This window comes from Paenarthrobacter sp. MSM-2-10-13 (genome assembly GCF_011605365.1).
Taxonomy (GTDB): Bacteria; Actinomycetota; Actinomycetes; order Actinomycetales; family Micrococcaceae; genus Arthrobacter.
The window spans coordinates 138,729-159,598 of record NZ_JAAOXO010000002.1 but is presented as its reverse complement, the minus strand read 5'-3'; the positions used below and the strand labels follow the sequence as shown (position 1 = coordinate 159,598).

General features: G+C 62.3%; 23 protein-coding genes. 11 read left to right on the top strand and 12 right to left on the bottom strand.

The genetic code is table 11. From position 1 onward, the window contains the following. Nucleotides 1–82 precede the first annotated feature (82 nt). Nucleotides 83–1,777 carry a helix-turn-helix domain-containing protein gene (locus HAV21_RS06480; protein ID WP_243753153.1) on the top strand — a complete coding sequence of 565 codons (1,695 nt, stop codon included), beginning with the start codon at nt 83–85 and terminating at the stop codon, nt 1,775–1,777. Nucleotides 1,778–1,794: 17 nt separating this feature from the next. Here the strand turns inward: HAV21_RS06480 and HAV21_RS06475 are convergent, their stop codons facing one another. From HAV21_RS06475 to HAV21_RS06460, 4 genes are all read right to left on the bottom strand, one after another. Then, on the bottom strand, nt 1,795–4,149 hold the full coding sequence (locus HAV21_RS06475; RefSeq protein WP_166841115.1) for a glycoside hydrolase family 65 protein: 2,355 nt from the start codon (nt 4,147–4,149) through the stop codon (nt 1,795–1,797). Between the two features lie 31 nt (nt 4,150–4,180). Then, nucleotides 4,181–4,912, bottom strand: a complete 732-nt coding sequence (locus HAV21_RS06470) for an HAD-IA family hydrolase (RefSeq protein WP_142937018.1) — start codon at nt 4,910–4,912, stop codon at nt 4,181–4,183. A gap of 8 nt (nt 4,913–4,920) precedes the next feature. Further along, a complete protein-coding gene (locus tag HAV21_RS06465; RefSeq protein WP_347877614.1) occupies nt 4,921–5,922 on the bottom strand; it encodes a LacI family DNA-binding transcriptional regulator in 1,002 nt (333 codons plus the stop codon). A gap of 232 nt (nt 5,923–6,154) precedes the next feature. Then, nucleotides 6,155–6,781: a dienelactone hydrolase family protein gene (locus HAV21_RS06460; RefSeq protein WP_166841113.1), complete on the bottom strand. Its 627-nt coding sequence runs from the start codon at nt 6,779–6,781 to the stop codon at nt 6,155–6,157. 47 nt (nt 6,782–6,828) lie between these two features. Here HAV21_RS06460 and HAV21_RS06455 point away from each other — a divergent pair, with 47 nt between their 5' ends. Next, nucleotides 6,829–7,269 carry a helix-turn-helix transcriptional regulator gene (locus HAV21_RS06455; RefSeq protein ID WP_166841112.1) on the top strand — a complete coding sequence of 147 codons (441 nt, stop codon included), beginning with the start codon at nt 6,829–6,831 and terminating at the stop codon, nt 7,267–7,269. Nucleotides 7,270–7,288: 19 nt separating this feature from the next. Beyond that, nucleotides 7,289–7,690 (top strand): VOC family protein, encoded by a 402-nt coding sequence (locus HAV21_RS06450; protein ID WP_142937022.1) that lies wholly within the window; start codon nt 7,289–7,291, stop codon nt 7,688–7,690. Nucleotides 7,691–7,769: 79 nt separating this feature from the next. Here HAV21_RS06450 and HAV21_RS06445 read toward each other — a convergent pair whose 3' ends face one another. The 3 genes from HAV21_RS06445 to HAV21_RS06435 form a co-directional block, all read right to left on the bottom strand. Further along, on the bottom strand, nt 7,770–8,909 hold the full coding sequence (locus HAV21_RS06445) for a glutamate--cysteine ligase (protein WP_142937023.1): 1,140 nt from the start codon (nt 8,907–8,909) through the stop codon (nt 7,770–7,772). Between the two features lie 38 nt (nt 8,910–8,947). Next, entirely contained in the window at nt 8,948–9,406 is a 459-nt protein-coding gene (locus tag HAV21_RS06440) for a hypothetical protein (protein ID WP_142937024.1), read from the bottom strand. Nucleotides 9,407–9,622: 216 nt separating this feature from the next. Further along, entirely contained in the window at nt 9,623–10,396 is a 774-nt protein-coding gene (locus HAV21_RS06435; RefSeq protein WP_166841111.1) for a GAF and ANTAR domain-containing protein, read from the bottom strand. 688 nt (nt 10,397–11,084) lie between these two features. On the opposite strand from HAV21_RS06435, the gene HAV21_RS06430 reads away from it, so the two are divergent. The 5 genes from HAV21_RS06430 to HAV21_RS06410 all read left to right on the top strand — a co-directional run bounded on the left by HAV21_RS06430 (nt 11,085) and on the right by HAV21_RS06410 (nt 15,925). Then, nucleotides 11,085–11,312, top strand: a complete 228-nt coding sequence (locus HAV21_RS06430) for a hypothetical protein (RefSeq protein ID WP_142937026.1) — start codon at nt 11,085–11,087, stop codon at nt 11,310–11,312. A gap of 424 nt (nt 11,313–11,736) precedes the next feature. Next, nucleotides 11,737–12,528, top strand: a complete 792-nt coding sequence (locus tag HAV21_RS06425; protein WP_142937027.1) for a DeoR/GlpR family DNA-binding transcription regulator — start codon at nt 11,737–11,739, stop codon at nt 12,526–12,528. Next, nucleotides 12,525–13,517, top strand: coding sequence for a hexose kinase (locus HAV21_RS06420; RefSeq protein ID WP_166841110.1), 993 nt, complete (start codon nt 12,525–12,527; stop codon nt 13,515–13,517). Before HAV21_RS06425 ends, HAV21_RS06420 begins: the two co-directional genes overlap by 4 nt. Beyond that, complete coding sequence (locus tag HAV21_RS06415; protein WP_166841109.1) at nt 13,514–15,562, top strand: fructose-specific PTS transporter subunit EIIC; 2,049 nt, start codon at nt 13,514–13,516, stop codon at nt 15,560–15,562. Before HAV21_RS06420 ends, HAV21_RS06415 begins: the two co-directional genes overlap by 4 nt. Nucleotides 15,563–15,646: 84 nt before the next feature. Further along, nucleotides 15,647–15,925: an HPr family phosphocarrier protein gene (locus HAV21_RS06410; protein WP_024819123.1), complete on the top strand. Its 279-nt coding sequence runs from the start codon at nt 15,647–15,649 to the stop codon at nt 15,923–15,925. 72 nt (nt 15,926–15,997) lie between these two features. On the opposite strand, the gene HAV21_RS06405 is transcribed toward HAV21_RS06410, so the two are convergent. The 4 genes from HAV21_RS06405 to HAV21_RS06390 form a co-directional block, all read right to left on the bottom strand. After that, nucleotides 15,998–16,585, bottom strand: a complete 588-nt coding sequence (locus HAV21_RS06405) for a TetR family transcriptional regulator C-terminal domain-containing protein (protein ID WP_166841108.1) — start codon at nt 16,583–16,585, stop codon at nt 15,998–16,000. A 33-nt stretch (nt 16,586–16,618) separates the two neighbouring features. After that, nucleotides 16,619–17,170, bottom strand: a complete 552-nt coding sequence (locus tag HAV21_RS06400) for a hypothetical protein (RefSeq protein ID WP_166841107.1) — start codon at nt 17,168–17,170, stop codon at nt 16,619–16,621. A gap of 79 nt (nt 17,171–17,249) precedes the next feature. Beyond that, complete coding sequence (locus HAV21_RS06395; protein WP_166841106.1) at nt 17,250–18,209, bottom strand: DNA topoisomerase IB; 960 nt, start codon at nt 18,207–18,209, stop codon at nt 17,250–17,252. Between the two features lie 42 nt (nt 18,210–18,251). Continuing rightward, on the bottom strand, nt 18,252–18,731 hold the full coding sequence (locus HAV21_RS06390) for a DNA starvation/stationary phase protection protein (protein ID WP_024819119.1): 480 nt from the start codon (nt 18,729–18,731) through the stop codon (nt 18,252–18,254). A 308-nt stretch (nt 18,732–19,039) separates the two neighbouring features. Here HAV21_RS06390 and HAV21_RS06385 point away from each other — a divergent pair, with 308 nt between their 5' ends. Further along, nucleotides 19,040–19,210, top strand: a complete 171-nt coding sequence (locus tag HAV21_RS06385; RefSeq protein WP_018778938.1) for a hypothetical protein — start codon at nt 19,040–19,042, stop codon at nt 19,208–19,210. A gap of 62 nt (nt 19,211–19,272) precedes the next feature. Here the strand turns inward: HAV21_RS06385 and HAV21_RS06380 are convergent, their stop codons facing one another. Next, on the bottom strand, nt 19,273–19,494 hold the full coding sequence (locus HAV21_RS06380; RefSeq protein WP_166841104.1) for a hypothetical protein: 222 nt from the start codon (nt 19,492–19,494) through the stop codon (nt 19,273–19,275). 116 nt (nt 19,495–19,610) lie between these two features. On the opposite strand from HAV21_RS06380, the gene HAV21_RS06375 reads away from it, so the two are divergent. After that, entirely contained in the window at nt 19,611–20,132 is a 522-nt protein-coding gene (locus HAV21_RS06375) for a DUF6328 family protein (RefSeq protein WP_142937035.1), read from the top strand. A gap of 17 nt (nt 20,133–20,149) precedes the next feature. Next, nucleotides 20,150–20,851, top strand: a complete 702-nt coding sequence (locus HAV21_RS06370) for a DUF6766 family protein (protein WP_243753152.1) — start codon at nt 20,150–20,152, stop codon at nt 20,849–20,851. The last annotated feature ends 19 nt before the right edge of the window (nt 20,852–20,870 follow it).

Genomic DNA, 20,870 nt, shown 5'->3' with positions numbered 1-20,870 from the left:
CCCAATAGTGACGCAGATCTCCTCCACTCAATATGTGAATTCCTCCATAAGATAAGAAATAGGCTTGTGATAACGTCCAGCTATGGATCCAGCAGAGACGCTTCCAGAGCCCCAAATCACCGAGCGCTCCCAGTCCGGGACGCAGCAGTCCGGCATGCAGCAAACCACTGTCCGGTTGTCCGATTGCATCCAGCTCATGCAGGCCGATCTGGTGCACGCCAACCCCACGCCTGAGAACCTGGGGCATCCAGTGTCAGACGTACTGATGTACGACCCCTTGGACAACTGGTCCAGCGTGGACGACCGCATCATCCTGGCCGTGGGGTGCACGTACGGATCCCCTGATTTTGACCAACTCCTCCACAGGGCAGCGAACAGCAGCGCAGCGGCGGTGATCGTCAAAGCGCACGGGGCCCGGATGGAGGAGTTGCGTGCAGCGGCAGTCCGGCACAGCCTGTCACTGCTCGTGGCGCCGGATCATGCCGACTGGACCCGATTGGTGGCGCTAGCGCGGGCCTCGGTGATGGGCGCTGCCGCAGACTCGGTGTCCGGGGTCCGGTTGGGTGACCTCTACGCTTTCGCCAATGCCGCGGCTTCCATGACCAACGGCGCGGCAAGCATTGTGGATCCGCTGGGACGCATCCTGGGCTATTCCACACTGCCCGGGCAGCCAATCGATGAACTCCGGCGCATCACCACGCTGACCCTGCAGGAAACCATCCAGCCAGCTTTCGACCAGGATTTCAAGATGGTCTACGACGCCCCGGGAGCGGTGATGGTACCGGCGCTCGACGACGGTATGGCGCGACTTGCGCTGGCCGTCCGGGCAGGCGGAGAGCTGCTGGGTTCCATCTGGATCATCGACCCCGGCGAGGAGAAACGCGTCACGGCTTTGAATGCTTTGGACCGGATGGCGCCCTTGGCCGGGTTGCACATGCTCCACGCCCGCTCGGCCTCCGACTTTGGGGAACGGCGTAACGCCGACCTCATCCGGACGCTCATGGACGACACCCCGCACGCATCGTTCGCGGCCGCGCAGTTGGGATTGGATACCGCCAATGGCCTGGCCGTGGCAGCATTTTCAATTGTCCGTCCGGAGACCGGCAGCCTGGAATCCGTGCGCGACATCCACCGGCTGCTTCACTTGGTAACAACGGTATGCAACGTGCAGTTCGGCACCAGCCACAGTGCTCTGATCGGGTCAGTGGTGTATGCGCTGCTGCCCTGTAACGGGACTGAGCCGCGAGCTGCGCACGGGCGGATCATCCAGGAAATCGAAGCATATTCGCACACCATCAGCTCGTTCCCCGTTATCGCGACAGTGGGTGGGATCGCCCACGACATCGAGCACCTGCCCCGGTCCAGGTCCGAGGCAATCCAAACCCTGCACTACCTGCTGAAGCTTAAGTCGAGTCAGGGGAAGTCGCGGCAGGGGAAGTCGCCTGGCGTGGCGCTCCATGAGGACTTCCAGATCCCCCTGAACCTGTTGAAAATCGGGGAGTTCATTGAAGACAACGGGCTGGGCGGCGCGGACCAGATCGCCAGGATTCAAGCCCGCGATGCCGAGCAGCAAACGGACTACCTGGACACCCTCCGCGCCTACCTTGCCACCAACGGGAACATTTCCGCCATGGCCGCTGAACTCCATGTACACAACAACACCGTCCGCTACCGCGTGGCCCGCCTGGCCGGGGATTTCAACCTGGACCTGGCGGACCCGCAGAAGCGCCTGTGGTTGTGGCTGCGCCTGACCACCATGGACCTCGCCGCAAAGTAGTCCCGGGAAAGCCTGAACTATCGGATGATCGGAAGGCCCGCCGTCGGAAAGACGCTGGGGAAGATCGACGGCGGCGGGACGGGTACGGTGTCCAGCGGCACCGTGACGGTGTCCGCACCAACGGTGACGTTGTCCCCCCGCACGTCAATGCGCAGTGGCTCCTGGCTGTAGTCCTCCCCGGATACAAGTGTCAGGGCGATGGAACCCTGTGCGAGATCCACGGCCAACAAACGTCCCTGCACCTTAAGCCGGAAGGACAGGCCTTCCCACTCCACAGGCAGGCGGGGATCGAAGCGCAAAACTTCGCCCTGGTCCCGCATACCAGCGAAGCCGCATACCAAGGAGCTCCAAATACCGCCCGTGGAGGCGATGTGGACGCCGTCGATGGTGTTGCCGTGCGAGTTGTCCAGATCAATGAACAGTGCCTCGGTGAAGTGCTGCAACGCGACGTCACCGTAGCCCACCTCGGCCGCCATGATGCCCTGCACACAAGCGGACAGGGTGGAGTCGCCGGTTGTGATGGGATCGTAGAAGTCGAAGGCGCGTTGCTTCTCCTCAGCCGTGAAGTCCTGCCACTGCAGGAACATCGCCAGCACCGTATCGGCCTGCTTGAGGACCTGGTGCCGGTAGATCACCAACGGGTGGAAATTCAGCAGCAGCGGGTACTTGGACTTGGGCGTGTTCCAGTCCCACGGCTCCAGGGTCATGAAGTCGTTGTCCTGGCTGTGCAACTGCAGGTGCGGATCGTAGGGCAGCGACATCCGCTCGGCCGCCTGCCGCCACACCAGACGCTCGGTATCGCTGACGCCTTCGTCTTCCAGCGAAGCTGCAGCCCGAAGGTTAAAGCGCGCCATGACGTTGGTGTACAGGTTGTCATTGACCACAGCCGTGTACTCATCCGGACCCGTAACGCCATGGATATGGAACAGTCCGTCCTTGCCGAAGAAACCCAACGAAGCCCACATGCGGGCCGTCTCGATCAGCAGGTCAGCGCCCAGTTCCCCACGGAAGGTGGCATCGCCGCTGGCCCATTCGTAACGGTTGGCTGCATAGGCGATGGCAGCAGCAATGTGGAACTGGGCCGTTCCGGCTGCGTAGTAGGCGCTGGCTTCCAGGCCATTGATGGTGCGCCACGGGAACAGCGCACCGTCCACGCTGAGCTCCTTGGCCCGCACCCGGGCGTCGGGCAGCATGGCGTGACGTGATTCCAGCACCTTCCTGGCACCACAAGGGTTGGTGTAGGTCAGATACGGCAGGAGGTAGATTTCCTGGTCCCAGAAATAGTGGCCCTCGTACCCGGAACCGCTCACTCCCTTGGCGGGGATACCTGCCACACCGGCACGCGCAGTGGCCTGCGCCAGCTGGAACAGTCCCCAGCGCACGGCCTGTTGCATCTCCGGCTGTCCCCCAATGTAGACGTCGGCCGTGGTCCAGTATTCGTTATAGTGCGCTTTGCTCTGGGCCAGGATGTCGGCGAAGGGCACAAGGTTCTCTTCGGCTTCCGTCGCGAGGCTTTCGCCGCGGTCTTCGGCGTCCGAGGACCCGGCCACCACATAGCTGACCGATTTCTCCAAACGGAACGTGTCGCCGTCGTGGATGGCCAAAACGTAGCGGACAGAGGAGTCATCCTCAGCCACCAAGGTCTCAAAAGGCTGGCCTTCAGCGGAGATCCAGTGATCCACGGCCATGGCCACACGCTGGCGGGACTCGGACGTCTCCCAGGCGAGGCGAAGTGAGCCGTCGGCACCCTGGAGGTGCAGCGGCAGCAGGACCCGGCCCGCGTGCCGGCCGGAGCGGCGGGGATCGTGGACCGAGTGGTCGTCCACAGGCTGGTCCTGGCGGTTCACGACGCCGGAGGTGATGTCCGCGGACACGTCCCGGTCCGCTGTCAGCGACAGCTCCAGGCCAAGACATCCGCGGGAATCGAAACCCACAGCGCGGCGCTCTACCGTGGTGACGGTGGCGCCGGAACGGCAGGCCCAGGTGATGCTTTCCTCGTAGACGCCTGTGGAAAAGTCCACGCTGCGGTGGTAGTCCAACACAGTGGATTCGGCCAGGCTCAAGGCCTCGCCATCAATGGAGACGGTGAAATTGTTGGCGTCCGGCACGTAAACGATCCTCTGGCCCGTCCGGGCAAAACCGTAGGCGTTCTCGGCGTGCTTGATGTCCCAGATCTCATGGAAACCGTTAATGAACGTGCCGGGAAGCTCGCCGTCGCCCGCTGTTGAATGTGAGCCACGGATGCCAAGGTGGCCGTTGCCAAGCGCAAACAGCGTTTCCAGCGTTCCCTCGTCACCGGGGACGTGGATGTTTTCCACGAGCTTCCAGGGCTCGCAGGGGAAGCGAAGCCGATCGGAGCTGATGAGTGCCATGGGCAGTTGTTGTCCTTCGTAGAAAGTAGGGTCAGAGAAGATCGTTGAGGTCGTCGACCACCAGCGTGGCGCCGGCGTCCAGCAGGGTCTGGCGGCCGGCTCCGCGGTCCACACCGATCACGGCATAAAAATTGGCACCTGCGCCGGCCTGAACGCCGGATACTGCATCCTCCACCACGATGCATTCCTCCACAGGCACGCCCAGCAGACCCGCCCCATATACGTAGGTGGCCGGGTCCGGCTTACCGGGCAGTCCGACGCCGGCGGCAACCATACCGTCCACCACCACCTCAAAGTGGTGGTCAAGCCCGGCGGCCTTCAGAACCGCAGGCGCGTTCCGGGAGGAAGAGACGACCGCGACCTTCAGCCCCAGCTCCACCGCAGCATTGATGAACTTGACCGAACCCTCGTACGGCTCAACACCGCGGGAATCCACGATCTCGTTGAAGATGGCATTCTTCCGGTTGCCCAAACCCTGCACGGTTTCGTTGTCCGGGTGGTCATTCACCGGACCTTCAGGGAGGGCAATCCCGCGGGACGTCAGGAAATCACGGACACCATCAAAGCGGGGCTTGCCATCGATGTGATCGAAGTAGTCGCTCTCCTGGTAACCCTGCGGGTGGCCCGTACTGGCCAGATAGCCATCGAAAAGTTCCTGCCAGGCCTGCTCGTGCACCACGGCCGTGGGCGTCAGCACGCCGTCGAGGTCGAACAACAGCGCCGAGGCGCCGGTCCAGGCATTACGAAGATCAGTCATGTGCATTGTTCCGTTCAGCGCTTGTGGCGCGTGGTCTTGCGTTCGATGAGCTTGGTATCGAGCAGGTGGTTGGAGGGTTGATGGGGGGATTCAGTATTTAGCAGGCGTTCGCACAGCAGGTTTGCTGCGAAGGCGCCTTGGTCGGCAACGGGTTGCGCCACAGTGCTCAGGCCAAGGAACCAACTCATGGGGTGATCGTCTATGCCGATCACGGACACGTTCTTGGGCGCGGAAAGGCCGTGTTCCCGCAGCGCCATCAGCGCACCGAACGCGGCCTCGTCACAGTGAGCGAACACTGCAGTGGGCCTCCCGCCACGGGTCATGAGTTCAGTCATGGCCCGTCTGCCGTCGTCGATGCTTGGCCCGGTTCCCACCACAAGGTCCGGGTGGACGGTGAGGTGGTGTTCATCCAGCGCACGCCTGAAGCCGCGGAACCGTGGCGTCTCAGTTACAACGGGGTGTTCATTGCTCGAAAGAACGGCCAAGTCCCAATGGCCCAGCCCCAGCAGGTGTTGGGTAGCCTGCCAAGCTGCGTGCTCGTCATCGATACCTACATTGTCCCACGGAACATTGCGCATGCCCACGCTGGCAACTGCGAGCCCGGAGGCGTCCAACGCTTCCAGTTCATGGGGCGCGAGGTCAATATTGAGCAGGAGCAGTCCGTCCACTCTTTGCGCGAGGTTTCCAAGGTCCGCAAAGAACTGCGTCCGCACGCTGGCCTTGTTGCGCAGGCTAATCAGGACGGTGTCGTACCCGCTGTCTCCGAAGACTTCCTCGGCGGCTTCCACAGCCTGGGCGAAAAACCAGGCCGTGGCTGTCGGGGCGACGATTGCCACCGATCCCGTGCTTCCACCGGCGAGCCTGGACGCTGCGGCTGAGGCTTTGTAGCCAAGTTTGCTGGCGGCTTCCGCCACGTGTCGTTGTGCTTTTTCAGAAACATTGGGGAGATTCCTGAGAGCCCGCGACACCGTGCAAATGGACAATCCGGACAAGACGGCAACGTCCTGGATTGTCACCCTGTGAGTCCTAACCATGCAACACGGCCTCAACCCTTTCCATCCTCGCCTGACGTCTTGGCGTATGCCCCGAGCCGGGTCACCAGCCAAAAGTGTAAGCGCTTACAATTTTGTCATTCAATAGAGTGCGCTCGAATGCGAAATTGTGACGCGAATCTCACCGGAAGCTTGATTCCGGAGGCTTCATGCCTTCTAATCCGGTGTCCCGGCCCTCATGCGGGGCTCGCGCCCGTTACTTGTCGCCGTCCAGAACGTAGTACTTCAGGAACGCGCTCACATCCACCAGTTCCGGCGGTTCGATCCTGTGCCCCATCCCGGGGTAGGTGCGGGCCGTCAGGGCTACATTGGCGTTCAGCCACTCCTCGGTGTGGGCTATGGCATCCTCATTGATCACGGGATCGGCCTTATCCCGCCCCCAGAAGAACGGAGGCGGAACATCGAAGGACTCACTCAAGGCCAGGAGATCGTTGTCCAGCACGAACCCGGACAGGCCGACGGTTGCCTTAAAAGCGCTGGGCCGCAGGCGGAGGAGGGTGCTGGCCATGGCCATGCCCTGCGAATAGCCCAGCAGGCTGACGCTGCTGTGATTGTCCTTGACCGAATTGATCCAGTTGAACACCGCATTGGTGGACGCCATAACATCCGCGAAGTCGTTGGTGAGGAAGTAGTCAAGCAGGAACCAGCCATAATCGTCGCCGATGACCTTGGGGCCCCGCAGCGCTGCGCAGGTGAACTCGCCGGGGAGGTTCGGAAAGAGGTTTACCATCCGCTGCTCGCTGGTCCCATAACCGTGCATCATCACCAGCAAAGGCGTGCCCTTGCGCTGGTTCCCGGGCTTTGACCACACCACTGATTCCATGGGCACGAGCCTAGTGGACCGTGCCCATGACTCCGTAGACTGTGCCCATGACTCCGCAGGAACTGGCCAACCTGGCCCATCTGCGGCGCGCCCGCGACTTCATTGACCGCGAATACGCGCGTCCCCTGGACGTGCCCACCATGGCCGCCGGCGCCCTGATGTCCCCCGCGCATTTCTCCCGCCAGTTCAAGGCCACCTACGGAGAATCGCCGTACAACTACCTCATGACCAGACGGATCGAACGGGCCATGGCCCTGCTCCGGGCGGGAACTTCGGTCACCGACGCCTGCATGGAAGTCGGTTGTACATCGCTGGGCTCCTTCAGCACGCGCTTCACCGAGATCGTCGGCATGAACCCCAGTGAATACCGTGCCCGTGAGCACCATGCCGTCAAGGCCATGCCCAGCTGTATTGCCAAGCAGCACACGCGTCCTGAAAGAAGCGGCAGCAAGAACATGAGCAGGATTGAAGAAGCGCCCGCATCGTAGCTGCCATAGCGTGTGATTCATGAACATTTCATTGAAATACGCACACGTCACTGTCAACGATGTTGATGAGTCCCTTGCCTTCTACCGGGATGCCCTCGGTTTCGAGGTCCGGAACGACGTCGGCTCGGACGGTCAGCGCTGGGTCACGCTCGGCAGCGACGCCCAGCCTGATCTTGAACTGGTCCTTTCCCCGCCGCACGCCGGCCGCTCACAGGCGGACGGCGACGCCATCCAGGAGCTGCTTACCAAGGGCGTTATGCCCATGCTGGTTTTCACCACCGATGATCTTGACGCCACCTTCGAAAAGCTTCGTGCATCCGGCGCCGAAGTACTTCAGGAACCGATCGACCAGCCATGGGGTCCCCGCGACTGCGCTTTCCGTGACCCTTCCGGCAACATGATCCGCATCAACCAGGGCTGATCATCAAGCGCGACGGCGGGAGGTCACCCCGGTGGGGCGTCTCCAGCGCTCGAGGTGACCTCCGCCGTCGTCGTACTTCTTAGCGACTCAAGAGGCCGGCGTCGGATCGCTCATCGTAATTGTGGGTAGAGGCAATGGCGGCGGAGACGACGTCGGACAGTCGCCGCCGCTGGCCGTAGGCCTGTCGCTGCAGCCGTTCGCCGGTCCCGCGCCGGAGGATGTTCGCCACCCCTGTCCGCGCGAGCGCCAGGTCCCCGGATGCCGTCAGGGCGCCACGGATGTGCCGAAGCAGGGCACCCGCCACGTCCGCGGCAGCATAAGGGGCCTGCTCCAGCGGATGCAGCAGCTGGTTGTTGACGCCAAAACGGCTGGCTTTCCAGTTGGCCATGCGGATCACCGGAGTCAAAGTGCTCGACGGCGGTCCGCCCTTGCGCCATTCGCCCGCCGACGTTTCCACCAAGGCACGGGCGAGGAGCGCGATAGTGAGCGCATCCTCGGCGTAGAGGCAGACATCGGCGATCCGGAGTTCCACGGTGGGGTGCCCTCTGGACAGGCGCGCGTCGAAATAGATCATTCCCTCGTCCAGCGGAACTCCTGTGCCCAGCAGTTCCGCAAGTACCGCCCGGTATCCGGCAGCTGAGCCGAAAACATCCATGGGACCTGCGGTGGGCCACCTGTTCCAGATCTGCGTGCGGTAACTGGCGAACCCCGTGTCAGCACCCATCCAGTAGGGTGAATTCGCGCTGAGGGCCAGGAGGACCGGCAGCCAGTGCCGCATCCGGTCCAGCACGGCTACGCCCTCGTCCGGCGACTCGATGGACACGTGGATGTGGAAGCCGCAGGTGAGTTGCTCGCGGGAAATCAGGCCGAATTCCTTGCCCATGGTGGCGTAGCGCTGGTTTCCGGTGGTGGGGGTCGCGTGAAACACCGGAGGCGTGGCCAGCGCAGCAACGCGTGCTCCCACCGCCCGGGCTGCAGAGTCGGCCAACGCCCGCCCTGAACGGATTTGAGCCCGCAACTCCTGGGCGGTCCGGCACGGGAGCGAGTTAACCTCAATCTGTTCCTGCTTGAACTCGGACTTCAGCGACGGCCCACCGCCGGCATCCCATTCCGCGTGGGAGGGGGCGGCCACATCCAGGAGTCCGGAGGCCAGAGCCAAGGGCAACCCGTCCTCAGGATCTGCGATCAGCAATTCTTCTTCGACGCCAAAGGTACGCATAACCCCCCTCCCAACCGTTAGTTTTTTAGAGACGGCGGTTAGCCAACGTGGCGCGGAACCTCCATTTGAAAACCGCAACGGCAATGGAGCACCTGCGTTTGCAGGTACACCTCAAGCAGGCTGGGGCTCTCCGGATCGTCAGTGGTCCGGGGCGCCTCAATGACGCGCTCCGCGGGGCGCCCCAGGGTCATGGGATCGCCGCAGTGGGTGCAGCTGAACCAGAGCCCGGCTGCTGAAGTGGAAAGAAATTCACTTTGGATGGCGGGAACCAGCGCGTCCAGGCGGACTGCGTGGGCGTAGAACGTATCGCATTCGCTACAGGTGTAGCTGACTTCGACGATCTCCGACTGATTCGGTGTTGCTTCCACAACCGTCTCTACGAAAACGTAGGAATCAGTATTGCAAACGGTGCACCACGGGCGTGCTCCGGTATCAACTGTTGCAGGTGCCCGTCGGCTTGCAGGCTGCGGGGCGGGAATCGGGGATCCAAGCGTCATTGCCATTCTCCTTATGCTCCTTCAAGGAGCCTGCATGGAGGCACGCTGTGAGCCGGCCGAAAGGGGCCACGGCTAAAGGGTGCAGTTTTTGGACCATCCTGGATGGTTCCCTATGAGGCTCCAAGGGCTATCTGCTTAACCCATGTATGAATGTAGTTCACCAGTGGCAGCCGTCACAAGAGATGAGACTGCTGCCAATCCGCTAGCGGGAGCGCCCTAGGCCTCGAAATGGGCCACGGGAGCTTCCCTGGCCACACTCTTGACGAGGGATTCCGCGACGTCCCGCAGCTTCTGGTTGCGGGTGCTGGACGCTTTCTTCAGGATCTGGAACGCTTCCTCCTGCGTGCAGCGGTTTTGGCCCATGATGATTCCACTTGCCAAGTCGATCACCGTTCGCGTCCGCATGGCATCCTGGAGGTCCTCAGCGTGCTGCTGCTTGACGCCAATCCGGACGGCCAGTCTCAGCGATCGCTCGGCCTGGCTTGCATAGAGTTCGCAATTCCGGATGGTTGCTTCATCGAAGGCGTTGGCCTGCGGCGCGAAGAAGTTAAGCGCCGCCGTTGCACCCTCATCCAGTTCCAAGGGAACGCAGAGAGCGGACAGATGTCCCCGCTCGGCAATGACTGAGCAGTACTCGGACCATCTCTGTTCCGTGGAGGTGTCAGCAACATGCTGCGTTACGCGGCTGCGCATGGCCTCCAGGCACGGACCATCACCGTACGCCTGCTGAACCTCATCGATCAGCCTGGCCTCGTGGTTGCTTCCCGCCACTGTGGCGGTGCGATGGCGACGGCTGAGGGTGATGCCGCAGAGCACGTCCAAGCCCACGGCCTGTGACACCGCGGATGCCGAAAAGACCGCGAGCTCATGCAGGAACCCGCCCACATCTTCGCTGTCTATCACCAGATCCTGCAGCTGCTCAGGCACCGAAGTATCGTCGGGCGCAGAGACAGCATCAGGCACCGCAAAATCCACGCTCATTTCGTCCATGCCTTATTTTACGTTCGCCTCACACCAACTCGTCACCCTTTGGACAACGGAAAACAGAATCCTTGCATCTGCGGTGCACCTATGTGCACAATCGACACATGGTCCGGATCACGGGCCCAGGCTATTGAGCTCATGCAGACGGGCGTCCCTCACTTTTTGATGCAGAGGTACAAACCCATGCCGGCTCAGCCAGCGTCCAGAGTCCCGGACGAAGCACATCCGCCACCCGATGAACCCCTCTGGTGCTCGCGCTGCAATACAGATCAGCATCTTCTGGTGAACTCCATCCAGTCCCACTATCCGCCGGCACCCAACATGGTGGACGTTGCGTATGAGTGCCATGTTTGTAGGTACTCGTATGAGCACGTTGCTTCCGTTCGGCGCGTTGCAGCAGTCCTGAACCGTCCGGGTGCCCCTCAAGGCGTCCTGCAGTTCGGCGGTCAATACCTGCACTGCGGGGAACCGATGAAGACAAAGAGTTGCGAGCTGCGAAGGATCCAATCGCCCTTGGTCCTGTCGCCGGGCGCGCAGCAACGGATGTATGAGGTACTCATCAACACGCGCATTCTCGGGTGTCATTGCGGCTTCCGCATGGAGATGCCTGACTGAGGCCGGGTGGCCATGAGGAGCTACACCAAAATTTCCGGAGCTACCGAGAGGGACAGCATGCACGCAGAATCACAACGAAATGAGCCTCAAACCACGGGCAGCAAGCCCGGCCAGGCCGGTAAGCGCAGCCTCCCTGATCCGCCGGATCCGGACAATCTTCCCATCGACTATCCGGGCTCTGGGTGGAACTCGAGCAGATACCCCTCCGGCGATCCCGGACGACTCCGGCCACAGCACGCCACTCACCGGCGGAGCGCCTGATCATGAGCGGTTCGCCACCAAACCCCTCGTACCCCTCGCACCCTGACCCCACCCGCGAAACGGGTCCCATGCCCGAGCCGGTTCCATTGCCGGAGCCGGGACCACCACCCGTGGCAGAGCCCACGCCAGGACGCCCAACGCCGGGTGAAGCAGGGCGTTTGCCGTAGGCCTGCCCATCAGCACATCAGGCACCGCCTGTTTACTCCCACGAACAGGGTCCCGCTACTCCCCCAGTCGGGATCCGAATGAGGGCATGCCGCGCCACAGGGAGCGCGGCATGCCTTTTTCGTGCCCCGGACCGCCGCGCTCCTCCGGATCTTTGCCAGATCTTCCCTGCCTAAATCTTTGTTTATGTTGATTTCTATTGACTTACCAACATAAACAAAGATAGAGTCAAGCAATTCCACATCGTTGTGACAGCAGTCACTGATGTGGCTGCACTGCTAAGCAGCTTGACCAATGGAGGGTAAGTGTTCGCCGAAGAGCGCCAGCATCTGATCTCCGCACTCGTCGCAGAGCGCGGACGGGTGAGTGTCACAGACCTCGCCGACCGTTTCAGCATTACCACTGAGACAATCCGCCGCGACCTCGCGGCCCTGGAAGTCGCCGGCAATCTCAGGCGCGTTCACGGCGGCGCCGTCCCTTCGGACCGCCTCAGCACCCGCGAGGAGAGCATCCTCGAGCGTGCCGTACAGCGTCCGGAGGAAAAGCTCCGCATCGCCAACGCAGCACTCGCCCTGATCCCCCAGCTCACCACGGGAAGCATTCTCCTGGATGCAGGCTCCACCACGGAAACCCTCGCAGACCTACTGGCCCAGCAAACGCCATCGGCCAACGGAAACGATGAACTCGTGGTCATCACCCACGCCATCCCCATCGCCGGCAAGCTCTCGTCCACCCAAGGCATAGCACTCCAGATCCTTGGCGGCCGTGTCCGCGGACTGACGCAGGCCGCCGTCGGGCAGTCCACCGTGGAAGCTGCTTACAAACTTCGCCCGGACATCGCATTCGTCGGAGCCAACGGTATCCACGCAACGTTCGGACTCAGCACCCCCGATCCCGAGGAGGCCGCGGTCAAAGCCGCATTCGTCACCTCAGCCCGGCGCGTGGTTGCCCTGGCCGACTCTTCCAAGCTGGACGCCGAAACCCTGGTCCAGTTCGCCACCCTGAAGGATGTTGACACCTTGATTACTGACCAGCAGCCCTCGGCTGAACTAGCTGCGGCTTTGGCCGACGCCGGCGTTGACGTGGTGGTCGCATGATCGTCACTTTGACCGCCAACCCCAGCCTGGACCGCACGGTGGAACTGCCAGGAGCCTTGGCCCGCGGCGAAGTGCAGCGCGCCGTCGCTGTCCACCAGGAATCCGGCGGGAAGGGCGTCAATGTTTCCCGGGCGCTCGTGGCCTCCGGCCTGGACACCCTGGCCGTTCTGCCGGGCGCCGACTCGGACCCGGTACTTTCCGGACTGCACGACGGCGGTGTACCGTTCGCGGCGCTGCCCATCGGTCAGGTGCTGCGCAGCAATGTCACGCTCACCGAACCGGATGGCGTCACCACCAAGATCAACGAACCCGGCCCGGAACTGAGCGGTGAACAGCAGGAGGCCCTGATCGGGCTGCTGCTGGAACGCTCGCGTGGCGCCAGCTGGGTGGTTCTCGCGGGATCACTCCCACCAGGAGTGCCCGCGGATTTCTACGCCACCATCGCTCGTCGGCTCCGGTCGAACACGGACGGAACGGCCTCCCCAAGCATCGCCATTGACTCCTCCGGGGCGCCGCTCGCGGCCGCCGTGGTGGGCGATGCCGCAGGGAAGCCGGACCTTCTCAAGCCGAACGCGGAAGAGCTCGCAGAGCTTGCCGCCGCTACCGGCTTCACCAACGTCTCCACAGGTGACGAACTGGAAGCGGATCCGGCCAAAGCCGCCCAAGCCGCTGCCGCCGTCGTCGCCAGCGGTGTGGGCGCCGTTCTCGCAACACTCGGGTCCAAGGGCGCAGTCCTGGTGACCGCAGACGGGGCGTGGTGCGCCACGCATCCGCCCATCAAAGCCGTCAGCACGGTGGGTGCCGGGGACTCTTCACTGGCCGGCTACTTGTTGGCTGCAACCCAAGGCGGCTCCGCGCAGGACTGCCTTCGTCAAGCCGTGGCACATGGTGCCGCTGCTGCTTCGCTGCCGGGCTCCACTGTCCCGGCAGTCCACCAGACAACCCCCAATGCCGTAACCATCACGGCCCTCCAGAAGGACTCACAGTGACCCAGCTGATCACAACCCAATTGGTCACCCTCGACCAAAACCTGGGCGACTCCCCTGCCGACGTCATCCGCGTCCTGGCCGGCAAAGTTGCCGCAACCGGCCGCGCCTCCGAGGCCGAAGGGCTCTTTACCGACGCCTTCGCCCGCGAGCAGAAGACCGCAACCGGCGTCCCCGGCGGCATCGCGATCCCGCACTGCCGCTCAGCCGCCGTCCAAGAGCCTGCCTTGGCCATGGCCCGGCTGTCCCACAAGGTGGACTTCGGAGCCAAGGATGGTCCCGCTGACCTCATCTTCTTCATCGCAGCCCCGGACGGAGCGGACCAGGAACACCTGAAGCTCCTCTCCAAGCTGGCACGCTCGCTGATCAAAAAGGACTTCACGGCAGCGCTGCGTGCGGCTGCCACTGAGCAGGACATTGTTGACCTCGTGGACGGCGCGCTGGCCGATAAGCCGGCTGCTGCTCCCGCTTCTGCCGCAGCACCCGCAGAGTCCGCACCCGCCGCCGCCGGCACGACGACGACTGCCGCACCCAAGCGCATCGTGGCCGTCACCGCGTGCCCAACGGGCATTGCGCACACCTACATGGCTGCAGATTCGCTGGTTGCCGCGGCCAAGGAAATGGGTGTTGACCTCCAGGTAGAGACGCAGGGTTCCTCCGGCGCCAAACCGCTGGATCCGGCAGTCATCGCAGCCGCCGACGCCGTAATCTTCGCCGTGGACGTCGACGTACGCGGCAAGGAACGCTTCGCCGGGAAGCCGGTCATCAACGCACCGGTCAAGCGTGGCATCGACGAACCCACCAAGATGGTGGAGGAAGCCCTGGCAGCCGCCACGGACCCGCACGCCCGCCGCGTTCCGCACTTTGGTGCCGAAGAGCAGGCTGAGCGCGCCCAGGAGGAAAAGGGTGAGCACATTGGCCAAAAGCTGAAGCGCGCACTCCTCACGGGCGTCAGCTACATGATTCCGTTCGTGGCCGGTGGCGGGCTCCTGATGGCTCTGGGCTTCCTGATGGGTGGTTACCTCATTACGGACTTCGCTGACAAGATTGTCCTTGAGAACAGCATCTTCAACCTTCCAACCGCATTCCCGGACAACGCTTGGGGCCCCTTGGGTGCTTATTTGGGCGCCGTGCTGTTCAAGATCGGTAACCTGTCCATTCAGTTCCTGGTGCCCGCGTTGGCCGGCTACATCGCCTACGCCATCGCAGACCGGCCAGGTATTGCGCCGGGCTTCGTAGCCGGTGCCGTGGCCGGATTCATGGGGGCAGGCTTCCTGGGCGGCATCGTTGGCGGCCTGCTGGCCGGGTACGTCGCTTACCAGGTCGGCAAGCTGGATGTGCCACGCTGGCTCAGGGGCCTGATGCCCGTGGTCATTATCCCGCTTGTCGCTTCCATCGTGGCGTCGGGACTCATGTTCATTATCCTCGGGCGTCCCATCGTGGACCTGACCAACGCCCTCAATTCCGGGCTCTCGAGCCTGACCGGTGCTGGCGCTATCCTTCTGGGTATCATCCTGGGCCTCATGATGTGCTTCGACTTGGGCGGCCCCGTCAACAAGGTTGCCTACTCCTTCGCCGTCGCCGGACTGGGAGCTGCTTCCGTAGCCAATCAGGCACCATGGCAGATCATGGCGGCCGTCATGGCGGCAGGCATGGTTCCTCCCCTCGCGATGGCCCTGGCCACCGTCCTGAACAAGAAGCTGTTCTCCCTGGCGGAGCGCGAAAACGGCAAGGCTGCTTGGCTCCTCGGAGCGTCCTTCATCTCCGAAGGTGCGATTCCCTTCGCTGCGGCTGATCCGTTGCGCGTCATCCCTGCCAGCATGGTGGGTGGTGCAGTAACGGGTGCACTGTCAATGGCTTTCGCCGTGACATCCAAGGCTCCCCACGGTGGCCTGTTCGTGTTTTTCGCAATCGATAACTTCCTGCTGTTCTTCCTGTCAGTCATCGTCGGCGTGGTAATCACCGCTCTGTTGGTCATCGCCCTCAAGCGCTTTGCAGTCAAGAAGCCGGTGGAAGCGGAAGCCGCCCCGGCCACCGTCAGCGTCTAGGCTCTCCACGGTCCAGGCCCCACGGTCTAGACTTCCCACAAAGCCATCTCACCTAACCGCCACCCTTCACAAAAAGGAGCACCAATGCCAGAACGTACAGCCACCATCGCAAGCCGCGTGGGCCTCCACGCCCGCCCTGCAGCCATCTTCGCCGAGGCAGCCGGTGACCTGGACATCGACGTCACCATCGCACGTCAGGGCGAGCCCGCCGATGACGCCATGGACGCCGCCAGCATCCTGTCCCTCATGAGCCTGGGCGCCTCCCACGGCGACGTCGTAGTGCTCCGCGCCGAAGGGGAAGGCGCAGACGCCGCGCTGGACAGCCTGGTAAAGATCCTCGAAACGGACCACGACGCCGAGTAGGAAACCACTTAGCGACACGGAAAGAGCCTGGTGCCACCCGGATACCGGTGGCACCGGGCTCTTTGCGTCTCTCTAAGGGTTTGCGAGTTCGTCGAGATGACGTGCGAGCACCAGGAGCATGGGACCCGATTCCAAGAGGTCCCCGCTCCACAGCCCGTGCATCGCGATCCCATCCAAGAGCGCACGCAACCGCTGAGCTTCATATTCGGGGTCCCGCTCCTGATGGAACTGACCCCCTTCCGCCAGGATCTGCACGGCTGCGCGGCATACGCGTTCCACTCCGTCGCTGAGCCTGATCGCTGCGGGACGAAGCGCAGCGTCATTCAGTGAAAGGACGCCGAGCTGGACCTGTGCAACCAGTTCCAGACGCCGTTCCCTGTCCAGAGGCAGCAATTGCAGGAGCAATTCATCAACCAGTTCCCGGCCCGAGAACTCAAGTGCAGCCATTCGCGCTGTGACCCGGTCTTCAATGAGTTGCAGGCAGAACTCACGCAAGGCATGTTGCGTAGCAAAGGCGCGTCGTAGTGAAGCGGCGGCTATACCCGCTTCTGCCGCCACCCCGCGCACCGAAAGGCCCGACAATCCATCCCGTTCAAGGACACGCAAGGAAGCTTCCGCAATTGCTGCGCTACGCGCCTCCGCATCGATTCTCCGGGGCATGGTTCAGCTCTTTCTCCGGGGCATGGTTCAGCTCTACAGAGCGGTAGGTGACAGGGCGCGGGCGGGCTTCTTCGGCCAGATGGTATAGCTCACGGCCCACAGGAAGTCGATGGCGAAGATGATGCCCAGGATACGGAAGAAGTCCCAGAGGGCTGCGGTTCTTTGGGCGTCGTTGACGAGGAGAATGATCGCCCCCAGTGTCGCCGCTGCGATGACTACTGCCAACGCCGTGAGCAGCACATCCCGCCAGCATTTGATGGTGTAAGGCTTTCCCGTGAGCCGTTCCGGCGCCGGTCCGCCTGCAAACCGGTGCTGGAAGTGGGCATCCGCCCACGCCACCATGCGCTTGCCGTAAGCGACGGAGATCCCAATGTAGATTGCAGCCAGTCCGTGGTGCCACGAGGCCGTGCCCCCGCCGAGCAGATCCACCGCCACAAGGCACAGCAGGATGGCATCGATCACCGGGGCAAGGATCAGCAAGACCCCGCCAAGGCGTGGGCGACGCAGCAGATACCGCGCTGCGAGCCCTCCGAGAATCGCCACCCAGAAAGCAACTTCACACACCACGATTGCCAACAAAATCATTTACGCCCCCAGACGCCATGAACCCGTCAAAATTTTATTAGTACGAGTGTACTCATAAAATTCCCTGGTGCGGTCTGGTCTACTTTGGCGCCTCTTCGTTCAAGTAGGCAGCAATGGACGCTTCCGTTGGCTTGACGTCCTTGAGCTCCTCGGACAGGTATCCCTCGATAATCCTTGGATCAACGTAGGACGAGCGCGCCACCGAAGGCGTATTGCCCAAGAGGTCCGATGCCTCTTTGATGGCCCGCACAATGGCCTGCCTGGGAGTTCCCTTATGGCCCGACTTGATGAGGCACATGGCAGCAGCCGCCGTCCCCTTCCATGTCCGGAAATCCTTGGAGGTGTAAGCCTCTCCGGCGACTCCGCGCAGGTATTCGTTGATCATGGACGCGTCCACCGATACCCAGGAGCCGTTGGTTTGGTAGGCCAGCAGGCGCTCTTTGCCCGGCCGCCCTGCCAGCGGTTCCAGGAACGCGGCAAGGGCGGGATCGTGAATGGAGGTGTCCCACAACTGACCGCTCTTGCCCGGGAACTTGAGGAAAACGTCCGGCCCTTCCACGCGGGCGTGCCGGCATCGAAGCGTCGTGAGCCCATACGAGCCGTTCTGCTTCATGTAGATCTCGGAACCGACGCGGAGCGCACCGAGGTCCATGAACCGCACGGCGGCAGCAAGGGTCTGTTGTCGGGGATCGTCGGAATCCCGGAGATGCACGGTCACGTTGCGGCGTACCGCAGGCAGGACCAAGCCCAGCTTTGCGGCCCTGATGAACTTTTCGGTGTCCTTCCGCTCCCGCCAACCCGGATGGTAGATGTATTGGCTTCGCCCGGCAGCGTCCACACCAGTAGCCAGAATGTGCCCATGCTCGAACGGGCTGATCCAAACATCGGTCCACGCGGGCGGGATCGCCAGCGCATTGATGCGCTGGCGATCCTCCTTGCTGACCAAGCTCCCGTCAGGGTGGCGGTAGCTGAACCCCTTGCCTACCCTGCGGCGAACTATGCCGGGTTTGGAAAGGTCACTTCGCTTAAGCCTGGGCACGGCCTGCCTGCCTAGGTTGCAACAGCCGGAGCCGGGTTCCCGCTACGCCTCGTCCGGATCTGTCACGGCGGCGCCGGCGTTCATGATTTCGGCGTTGATCATCCATACCAGCTGCTCAAGGCGGGAGATGAAAGCGTGCAGAAGGTCCGCCGTTGTGGGGTCTTCCTCGTCCACTTCGTCATGGACATCGCGCATGGTCTGGACTGCGCGCTCAACGCGGTCGGTGACCAGCTTGACGGCGTTCTTGGTGTTGACCAGTCCTGCCGGGAATTCCTCCAGGCGCGTGCCCTTGGCGATGGTGGCACTGCGGCCATCCGGGAGTGCGTGGAGGGCTCGCATACGCTCGGCGGTGTCGTCAGCGAACTCGCGTGTAGCCACTACCAGCTCGTCCAACTGGAGGTGAAGATCGCGGAAGTTCGGCCCCACGATGTTCCAGTGCGCCTGCTTTCCTTGAAGCTGTAGCTCAATAAGGTCCGTCAAGACGATCTGAAGGTTGTCTGCAAGCTGCTGTGACGCTTTCATGTGTTCCTCTCATAGACGTTCATGTGAGCCAAAAACGTGCCGCACAGTTTCTGCAGCACTGCCCAATCATCAAGTGACGACTGCAATAACCCTTTCATAAGGAAGCTTAGTAGTACAATGAGGAGTGTTACTGTTCACGACTGGCGAACTTCCCCTTCGGGCGAAGATCCCCTGAGTGGTACACGAAAAGGCACTTGGATCCGTAGAACGCAACCAAGTACCGGCATAACTAAATCGAAGTAACTCGGAATGCATACTCGGGAATCGGCGGTTCATCAAAGATTCCCGCGGAAAGGAATGTGCTGACCATGAATACGCTTCTGATCATTGCTGGTGTAGTAGCAATTGTTCTCCTTCTTGTAGGTGGCTTCTCGCAAGCCCTTAACTGGCTGCTGTGGGTAGGCGTCGTCCTCCTCGTTATCGCAGCCATCGGCTGGCTGCTGAGCTTCATGTCGGGTCGCAGGGGACACACGGTATAGGAGACCGAACGAGGATCGAACGCCGGGGGCAACGCCCCCGGCGTCCCTACACCCCGGTGTAGTTAGGCCTCTTCCCCACGGCTCCCGGTTGCCGAGGGCGGTGGGGCCGCATCCGGATCCAAAGGTGTGGGGAACTCGTCACCCGGAGCCTCGGGAACTCCTTGGGCCGGCCGTTCCGGCGTCTCGCGCTCACCGCCCTGACCGGGCATTTCCTGCTCAGGCGTGGGTGTGCCGTAGCCGCCGGGCTCGCTTTCCGGGTCCACGCGGTGTTCGTCCTGACTCATAGCTTCCTCCTTGGATTTCCGATGAGGCCCCGTTCAAAAAGATCGAGGAATGCTGACAGTTCGACCGTAGTCCCGCGCAGGGTCGTCGTCCACCAAAACCACACGGAGGTGCACAGATGGTAGAACCGGAGCAGGCCCCCAGGATCGGCAGGAACGAGTCCACCGAGGAACGAATGGACCGGAACTGGATGGAACTGATCCAGGAGTTACGGGTTCTCCAAACAGGGGTGCAGATCCTTGGCGGTTTCCTGCTCACGCTGCCCTTCCAAGAACGCTTCGAACTCCTGGACGACTGGCAACGGAGCCTCTACCTCTTCAACGTGATGGTGGCAGCAGTGACCACCGTGCTGATAGTGCTCCCCGTCAGCGTGCATCGCCGCTTGTTCCGCAGGGGGCTCAAGGCCACCCTGGTTTCAAGTGCCGATGTGGTCACCAAGTGGGCGCTGGCTGGTGTGGCTTTGTTGATCGTTGGCTCTGCCACCCTTGTTTTCGACTTCACCGCCGGCCGGACGGCCGGACTTGTAGCTGCAGGATTCATCATCCTGGTGCTGCTGCTCCTGGTGGTGGGAACACCCCTATGGCTGCACCGTCGAGCAGTCCGAAACAGCGACGACAACGGAACTCCCAGGGAAGAGTGAGCCCGATGCTCAGACCCATGAAGCACCCCGGAACATCCAGCAAGGACAAAGATCCCGCGCGCCATTGGGTCAAGGACCACGGCTTGCTGCTGGTCAACGCAGGCCTGTTCGTCGTCTTCCTCGGGGGAATGATCATCTCGGGAGCGGCAACTTACAGCGAGGAACAACAGGCTCACGGCCAGCCAGCCACCGGTATCACGGATTTCCTGACATCAGGCAGCTTCTGGGAAGCCGTCTTTGAAAACTGGGAATCGGAGTTTCTTCAAATGGCCATGTACGTGGTCCTTACCGTCTTTCTGTTCCAGAGGGGTTCCTCGGAGTCAAAACCCGTGGACAAGGAAGCACCCCAGGATGAAGATCCCCGCGATGCCAGGAAGTCACCCAAGACCCCGTGGCCGGTAAGGCGCGGCGGCTGGGTGCTGAAGGTCTACGAGCACTCACTCTCCGGCCTGCTGGGCCTCCTGTTTCTGACCTCCTTCACATTGCACGCGGTAGGTGGCGCAGCCGCCTACAACGAGGAACAGCACAGCCATGGCCTGCCCGAGGTCTCCACCTGGGAATACATGGCTTCCAGCCAGTTCTGGTTTGAGTCCTTCCAGAACTGGCAAAGTGAGTTCCTCGCTGTCGCCGTCCTGGTAGGAGCCTCCGTGTACCTCCGTGAACGTGGTTCACCCGAGTCCAAACCGGTGGCGGAACCGCACTACGAAACCGGCGCCTAACCCCTAGGCGAAGGCAACA

Coding starts and splice junctions, on each gene's coding strand:
- HAV21_RS06455 (WP_166841112.1), top strand. CDS start 6,829: ATGACTCCGCAGGAACTGGCCAACCTGGCCCATCTGCGGCGCGCCCGC.
- HAV21_RS06420 (WP_166841110.1), top strand. CDS start 12,525: ATGATCGTCACTTTGACCGCCAACCCCAGCCTGGACCGCACGGTGGAA.
- HAV21_RS06370 (WP_243753152.1), top strand. CDS start 20,150: ATGAAGCACCCCGGAACATCCAGCAAGGACAAAGATCCCGCGCGCCAT.
- HAV21_RS06390 (WP_024819119.1), bottom strand. CDS start 18,731: ATGAAAGCGTCACAGCAGCTTGCAGACAACCTTCAGATCGTCTTGACG.
- HAV21_RS06435 (WP_166841111.1), bottom strand. CDS start 10,396: ATGGACGAAATGAGCGTGGATTTTGCGGTGCCTGATGCTGTCTCTGCG.
- HAV21_RS06405 (WP_166841108.1), bottom strand. CDS start 16,585: ATGCCCCGGAGAATCGATGCGGAGGCGCGTAGCGCAGCAATTGCGGAA.
- HAV21_RS06445 (WP_142937023.1), bottom strand. CDS start 8,909: ATGCGTACCTTTGGCGTCGAAGAAGAATTGCTGATCGCAGATCCTGAG.
- HAV21_RS06440 (WP_142937024.1), bottom strand. CDS start 9,406: ATGACGCTTGGATCCCCGATTCCCGCCCCGCAGCCTGCAAGCCGACGG.
- HAV21_RS06460 (WP_166841113.1), bottom strand. CDS start 6,781: ATGGAATCAGTGGTGTGGTCAAAGCCCGGGAACCAGCGCAAGGGCACG.
- HAV21_RS06400 (WP_166841107.1), bottom strand. CDS start 17,170: ATGATTTTGTTGGCAATCGTGGTGTGTGAAGTTGCTTTCTGGGTGGCG.
- HAV21_RS06410 (WP_024819123.1), top strand. CDS start 15,647: ATGCCAGAACGTACAGCCACCATCGCAAGCCGCGTGGGCCTCCACGCC.
- HAV21_RS06480 (WP_243753153.1), top strand. CDS start 83: ATGGATCCAGCAGAGACGCTTCCAGAGCCCCAAATCACCGAGCGCTCC.
- HAV21_RS06385 (WP_018778938.1), top strand. CDS start 19,040: ATGAATACGCTTCTGATCATTGCTGGTGTAGTAGCAATTGTTCTCCTT.
- HAV21_RS06375 (WP_142937035.1), top strand. CDS start 19,611: ATGGTAGAACCGGAGCAGGCCCCCAGGATCGGCAGGAACGAGTCCACC.
- HAV21_RS06430 (WP_142937026.1), top strand. CDS start 11,085: ATGAGCCTCAAACCACGGGCAGCAAGCCCGGCCAGGCCGGTAAGCGCA.
- HAV21_RS06475 (WP_166841115.1), bottom strand. CDS start 4,149: ATGGCACTCATCAGCTCCGATCGGCTTCGCTTCCCCTGCGAGCCCTGG.
- HAV21_RS06470 (WP_142937018.1), bottom strand. CDS start 4,912: ATGCACATGACTGATCTTCGTAATGCCTGGACCGGCGCCTCGGCGCTG.
- HAV21_RS06380 (WP_166841104.1), bottom strand. CDS start 19,494: ATGAGTCAGGACGAACACCGCGTGGACCCGGAAAGCGAGCCCGGCGGC.
- HAV21_RS06450 (WP_142937022.1), top strand. CDS start 7,289: ATGAACATTTCATTGAAATACGCACACGTCACTGTCAACGATGTTGAT.